Annotated in this window: 6 protein-coding genes and 1 pseudogene; 1 reads left to right on the top strand and 6 read right to left on the bottom strand. The window is 68.0% G+C overall.

Going from position 1 to position 6,367, the window contains the following annotated elements; translation table 11 throughout:
* The 4 genes and pseudogenes from KUM44_RS45710 to KUM44_RS26905 all read right to left on the bottom strand — a co-directional run.
* Positions 1-637 (bottom strand): annotated as a pseudogene (locus KUM44_RS45710) (IS5 family transposase); the annotation flags it as partial.
* A 185-nt stretch (positions 638-822) separates the two neighbouring features.
* Positions 823-1,179: a hypothetical protein gene (locus tag KUM44_RS26915; RefSeq protein WP_217211895.1), complete on the bottom strand. Its 357-nt coding sequence runs from the start codon at positions 1,177-1,179 to the stop codon at positions 823-825.
* 254 nt (positions 1,180-1,433) lie between these two features.
* Positions 1,434-2,354: a hypothetical protein gene (locus tag KUM44_RS26910; protein ID WP_217211893.1), complete on the bottom strand. Its 921-nt coding sequence runs from the start codon at positions 2,352-2,354 to the stop codon at positions 1,434-1,436.
* A gap of 179 nt (positions 2,355-2,533) precedes the next feature.
* Positions 2,534-3,430, bottom strand: a complete 897-nt coding sequence (locus KUM44_RS26905; RefSeq protein ID WP_217211891.1) for an aminoglycoside phosphotransferase family protein — start codon at positions 3,428-3,430, stop codon at positions 2,534-2,536.
* Positions 3,431-3,941: 511 nt separating this feature from the next.
* On the opposite strand from KUM44_RS26905, the gene KUM44_RS26900 reads away from it, so the two are divergent.
* Entirely contained in the window at positions 3,942-4,490 is a 549-nt protein-coding gene (locus KUM44_RS26900) for a DUF1062 domain-containing protein (protein ID WP_217211889.1), read from the top strand.
* A gap of 92 nt (positions 4,491-4,582) precedes the next feature.
* Here the strand turns inward: KUM44_RS26900 and KUM44_RS26895 are convergent, their stop codons facing one another.
* Entirely contained in the window at positions 4,583-5,689 is a 1,107-nt protein-coding gene (locus tag KUM44_RS26895; protein WP_217211899.1) for a hypothetical protein, read from the bottom strand.
* A gap of 351 nt (positions 5,690-6,040) precedes the next feature.
* Positions 6,041-6,367, bottom strand: a 327-nt coding sequence (locus KUM44_RS26890) for an SRPBCC family protein (protein WP_217211887.1), incomplete at its 5' end; no start/stop codon positions are given.

The raw sequence follows: 6,367 nt of genomic DNA, 5'->3' as shown, positions 1-6,367 counted from the left end.
GGTTTTGCGCCGCGGTCCCACACGAGGCGGCGGTACTTGTCGTGATCGTAGCCACGGTCGCCGAGTACGACGTCGGGACGGCGCCGGGGCCGGCCGCGCTTGCCCCGCACGGGCGGCACGGCTTCGAGAAGCGGGATGAGCTGGGTGACGTCATTGCGGTTCCCGCCGGTCAGGGTGGCGGCGAGCGGGATGCCGGTGGCGTCGGTGATCAAGTGGTGTTTGCTGCCCGTCCTACCCCGGTCAACAGGGCTTCGTCCCGTCCTGGCTCCCCTTTTAACGCCCGGATGTGGGAGCCGCCGCCCGCCGCACGGGAAAAGTCCAGAGCATTCGCGCTGCGGAGCTTGGCGAGGAGAACCTCATGTAGTCGGGGCCACACGCCGGCCCGGGTCCACTCGACCAAGCGGCGCCAGCACGTCATCCCGGAGCCGAATCCGAGCTCCTGCGGCAGGTGTTCCCAGACGATCCCGGTATGCAGCACGAACAGGATGCCCCGGAACACCAGACGGTCCGGATGCCGCTTCCGCCCTGGATGCCGGGGCCGACGCGCGACCTGAGCCAACAGCGGCTCGATCACCGCCCACAGCTCGTCATCGACATGCCACGGCTTTGACCGAGCCACCCCATACCCCCGGATCATCAGTCCCGGAGTGATCCAACCACCTCGAAGATCATTTCGTCAGGAGTTCTTAGTCGCCGGTGGCCGTCTACTGATGGCGGAGCAGGTGAGACGGAATCCGGAGCGGCTCACGGAAACGGCCGGCCTGTCGCGGACGGCCCGCGCTCTCCTTCGGGTGAGTGCGGGCCGTCGCTGTGCGGCGCTGGTCAGCAGCTGGAAGCGGAGCTGATGCGGACCTTGTCGACCACCCAGGAGTTGAACGTGGTCGTGTTGAGGGGCGGAGTACACCACGTCTGGCCGTTGGTGAAGTGCGTGTAGACGATGTCGTCACGGCGGGTGTTCACCATCGAGGTGGCGCCCTTGCTGGCACCGAGGTTCTGCCAGCCGCTGGTGACGTCCTTGAACTGGCCCGTCTTCGTCGAGCCCTTGTAGAAGCAGACGTACGGGTAGGCGCAGCTGTCGGCAGCGGCCTGCGGGGCCGCCGAGGCCAGCGGGGCGAAGGCCAGGCCGGATCCCACTGCCACGGCGGCCGCGGCGAGCGCGAGCCGTTTGCGAAGGTTCATCGGGTCGGTTTCCTTCCCGGTCACGGGCCGGGTCCCCCTTCTGGATCCCCCGAGTTGGCCCGTGGTGCGGGTGACGCCGACGGTCGCTCGGCGCCACCGTGTTGCTTGGCCACAGGCTACGGGCGGCACCGGCGGCCGGGGAGACGGTCCCCGGTCAAAGTTCAGCGGCGGCACCGTCGACGTCTGTCCAAGTCGGCGACTTCGCCCCTGCTCCACAGGTCAGCCCGCAGGCACTACCTTCCCCGCCTGGCCCTTCATCGCGCCGGCGTGCTCCCCGGTCGCAGTGCGAAGCCGGTGATGACGCCTTCCAGGTAGCCGGTTCCGGCCCCGATGCCCAGGACGGCCCATACGGGCAGGTCCGGATGGGCCACCAGCACCAGGAGAATCGTGCTCAGACCGACCGCGGTCCCGACGAACGATGCGATCAAGGAGATGTTCACCCAAGACGTCAGCCGATCCACCGTCGCACCGATGAGACGCAACATCACATAGCCGGCCAGGACTATGGCGAATTCTTGGACGGCATTCGCCCGGGGCCCTGCGATGACGGCGGCGACAACCCCACCGCCGCAGATGATGACCGTCGAGACGGTGGCGAGCCGAGCAGGCGAAACAAGAGGCAGGCTATTGAAAGCATGCCCAACGGCGAAGGCGCCGAGGGCGGCAACGCTCACAGCGATCAACATGCCCGGCCACCATGAATGAACAAACGGATCAGTCAGCTTCATCGCCGACAACCCGAGCATCACACCGACGATCTCGATACGCGGACGGTTCGTCATACTCGACCAGGCCCTTCGCTGTTGAGCGGCTGTCCACGAGATCAGCCCGTCGAGCGAGGAACGTAACCCAGGGTCGCCGGGACCCGTCCCGCGCCCGGGGTGGAAGTCGCGCGGCGCATCCCGGATCCGCCCTCGCAGGAAAGGGAAATCGATCTCTTCCGGGTCTGCCGCGACGGTCAGCTGCGCCTCGCGGTGTGCGTCGACACGGATGCCCCTCACATCCACAGCGACATCAAGCCCTGCCTCGTGCAGCGCTCTTCGGGGCGCGTCATGGGAGGCGACGGCGGACAGATACTGCTTGACCTCATCCCGGCTGAACGCCGGCGCGGGGCTCCGCCGGACCGCCACAGCGGGAACGTCCGGCCGAAAGGCCCACGTCATCGTGTCGATCAAGTTGTGCTTGGCGCACGGGTAGTCGGAACAAGTTCAGTGCAATGGTGGGACTCGTCACGCTAGATGTCGTCTCGTGTACCCGGCTGTCCCGTCTCAGCCGATCTGCTCCCGCTGGTGCTGTTGTCGGTGGGGCGGTCGGCGATCGTCTCTGTCGCAGCCCACGATCGGGGCCGCATCACTCACTCCATCGACTCCAGAATGCGGTCGAGTGTCCGGCGCCCCATTCTGCTCATCGTCGGATTGCTCTCGATGTAGTACCAGACAACACCCATCGCCTGTTCGAAGGCCCATGCCTTGCCGCGCTCCCACTCCAGATCGTCACAGCCCAGTGTCCGCCGGAGCACTTCCCGCGGGCCTGGCTGCAACAGGTGCCAGGCACTGACCAGGTCCAGCGCGGGGTCGGCCGGGCCGAATCCGCCGGTGTCGAGTACGCCGCTGAGCCGGTCTTCCGCGACCAGTACATTGCCGGGAATCAGGTCACCATGGCTCATCACGTCGGCAGCCGTGCGGGGCAACTCGCGAAAGCGGCTCCACACCTGGCGCAGCCGGGGCACGTCGAGCAGCCCCTCACACTCCTCCAGGCACTTCGCCATCCAATCGTCGTGGTGAGCGAGAACGCCGCCACGACCGTCGCCGCTGAAAAGCCGTCCCCGCGTCTTGGTGTCCCGCAGGCCTGCGATGAAGGCCGCAAGGTCCTCGGCAAAGGCGTCCGACCCACTCGGGTCGGCATCAAAGGCGACCGTTCCGGGCAGCCATGTCTGGACCGACCACGGCATGGGGTAACCCGCTCCAGGCTTTCCCAAGACGACCGGTTCCGGGGCGGGGAACCGGGACACCTGTGCCAGCTCCGCGCTCGCCTGAGCTTCCTGTTCCAGAACTGCCAGCGCCTCGGCAGCATCGGACAGACGCAGTGGGAAACGCGCAGAGAGGTCGTTGCCGATGCGGAATATGGCGTTGACCGTCCCGGTCGACGGCAGGAGTTGGATCGCCTTGCCGCTCCACTGAGGGAACTGTTCTCGGATCAAGGTCGCAACGATTTCGGTGGTCACGTCCACTTGGTCATCGTGCATGGTCATTCGCGCCGGCCCTTCCACTGGTCCCGTTCGAAGCGCCGGAAGCAGACCGGATCAACCGAGACGACAGCCAGTATTCACAGGCCGGGGTCCAGATCAACTGAGATTTTCGCCCACCCGGTTCCTGGTGCTGACCAACGGTTGGCACGGCTTCACGTGGCGGCAACAAGTGCGGAAGCACACGCCGGGCTTCCTCGCCGTGACAGCGGCGGGGACGTGGCTGATCGATGCTCCGAAGCGACGGCGCCCCGGGCCGCGGCCCACAACGAAAGCCCCTCCCCGAAGACGAGAGTTCCACCAGCGGGGCAGGACGCGGCAGTTCCCGTGAGGCGCCGGAAAACCAGTGGAACGGCGCCGCTGTGTGCCACTACCGTGCTGGCGTTCCAAGTCGTCTGGTGAAGGGCGCGCCGTTGTACACCGTGTGAGACCTCCCGAGTGCTGATTCGTCGCGCGTCGCGCCTGTGCGCCGCGCTCCTTTCTGCTGCGGACTTCTCACTGAAACCGGTGTACTTCTGTGCTCAATAGCTGGGTGGTCGCGCCCACCTGCCTGCCGCTCGTTCTCCGCCGTTGCCACACGTGCGCGTCCGAGCGCTTTCGGGCGAACGGCAAATTCCGCGTCAACGCACACCACAAGCTCATCGACGCCTGGCTCCTCGTGCTCTGTACGGGGTGCGGGGAAACCGCGAAGCTCACGGTCCTGGAGCGGATGAATGTGCGCTCCGTACGGCCTGAGCTGCTGGACCGTCTGCACGCCAACGACCTTGGCCTGACAGCCGAGTTGCTTCAGGATCCGGTCCTGCGGCGCCGTAATCACATCGCCCTGGACTGGGCGGGCGCCTGGCGCCTGGACACCGGCGAATCGGATCACCTGGATCGCGAGGTGATCGACATCTCGGTCCGCTTTGCGGCGCCGATCCCGGTCCGGCCGGTGCGGCTGATCGCTGAAGGCTGCCGTCTTTCCCGGGCCGAGGTGGAGAGACTGATCGCGGAAGGGAAGCTCGTTTCGGCAGTCCGGCTGAGCGGCAAGCTGTCCAGCGACTTCACCTTCACGCTCAAGCGCTGAGCTCTCCTCGAGGCTGGGGGCCTGTCCGGCATGTTCTGCCGGGCAGGCCCCCAGTCCCGCATCCTGCGCGGCCCGCCCATGCAGGGCCGCTGCTATCCGCGCTGCTCGTACTGCCGCCACCCGCGGCCGCCGTCGCGGGAGATCCACAGACCCTCGCCCTTCACCGGGTTGTACGTCGCCGTCGTCGCGTCCGCGATGCCGTAGAGCACGGTGCCGTCGACCGTCAGCGAGGTGAACGCCGCCGGGGTCTTCAGCTCGTGGAAGACGCGGTTGGCGCGGTCGGTGGCGAGCCAGTAGCGGCCTGCTTCCTCACCGACGAGCAGCCGTCCGTCCGCGAGCAGCTCAAGGACCAGTGACTGCGGGTCTTGTTCGAAGTCCCGGAAGGGGATGGCGCCGTCAAGGAGCGTCCGCCAGTGCGCGCCGCCGTCCGTCGTCACCAGCAGGCCGCGAACGCCGTCGCCGCGGATGAGGGACAGTGCCGCGGCCCCGCCCCGCGCGGCGAGGACGCCCCCTGCGTACGGATTCGGCACAGCCCGGGAGCCGAGGGTGCGGCCGTCGCGCTGCCATACGACGCGCTCGGGGTCTTCGGTCAGGGGCTGGTCCAGGCTCCATACAGTGCCGCGCTCGTCCACGGCGAGGCGGACAGCGCTCTCCGGCACCGCGGCCGGGGGCGCGACGGTACGCGTGGCAGGGCGGTAGATGAAGGACGGTTCCACCTCGGCGAGCAGGACGTCACCGGGGCGGGGAGCCAATGGGCCACCGGTGACCACGACCTCGCGTCGCTTGCCGCGTGCGTCGAGAGCGTACGTGCCCTCGGCTCCTTCTCCCGGTGGCACCCGCACGAAGCCTCCGCGCACCCCCTTGAACGCGGCCCTCGCCGCCTCCGCATCCGCGTGTTCCGCCTGCTCGACGACCGTACGCCCGTCGGGCCCTACGATCCGCCAAGCGGTGGCGGCCGGTCCCTCGTCGTCCTCGACATTGCCGGCGTCGTACGTCAACAGCAGGGAGCCGTCGTCCGCGCGGACGACGCCGGCAGGCGCGCCCGCCGCCTCGATGACATCGGCAGGGCGGGGGTGGGGGTCCTCGATGACACGTCTGTAGCGCGCCTCGCGGTCCCCCGCGGCCCCGTCGCCGATGCCGCCGGAACCGCCCGGGACGCAGGTGGTCAGCGCCAGCGCCGCACCCGTCACCACCACCATGACAGCCACGCGTCCGACCGGGCTTCTCCTGCGTGTCCCAAGCCACACCATCGCCGCATCCTCACACAAGGCGGCGGTCTGCCCCTGGAGGGGAAGCGCGTGATTCGGGCCGCTCAGAGAGGATGGGAGAGCAGGGCGCGTCCGCAGCGGCCCACGCCCGTACGGTCAGTCAGATTCCCTCGTCGGGCCGCACGTTGACGTCGGCCGACTCGCCAACTGGGCGGTTGCGGGGCGGAGGGAGAGTTCGGCGCCATGAGTATGTGCCGTTGCAGCCAGTCGGGTTGGGGACTCGCAAAGGCCGACCGCCCCGCAGCATCCCCAACCCGACCGCCGGAAGAAAGGCACGCACGCTCAACCGGGTGTGATGCGGCCGCGCCAGCCTCCCGATTCGCTCCCCCGGTGCTCGATGTAGTCCTTGAAGCGCCGCATGTCACCCTTGACGCGCCGGTCGATGGTCCCCAGCACATCGGCGGCCTTCTCGGCGGCACCGCTCGCCTCGACGTCCATCACGAGTTCCACCCGGGTGTGGGTGTCGTCCACTCGCTGGAAGCGGACCGTGCCCTTCTGCCGGGTGTCACCGCTGGTGGTGCGCCACGTGATCCGCTCGTCAGGGAGCTGGTCGACGATCTCGGTGTCGAACTCACGTCGTACCCCACCGATCTTGGTGGTCCAGTGATT

The organism is Streptomyces sp. AC550_RSS872 (genome assembly GCF_019049285.1).
Classification (GTDB): Bacteria; Actinomycetota; Actinomycetes; order Streptomycetales; family Streptomycetaceae; genus Streptomyces.
The sequence above is the reverse complement of the archived record's forward strand: the minus strand, read 5'-3'. Positions and strand labels throughout refer to the sequence as shown.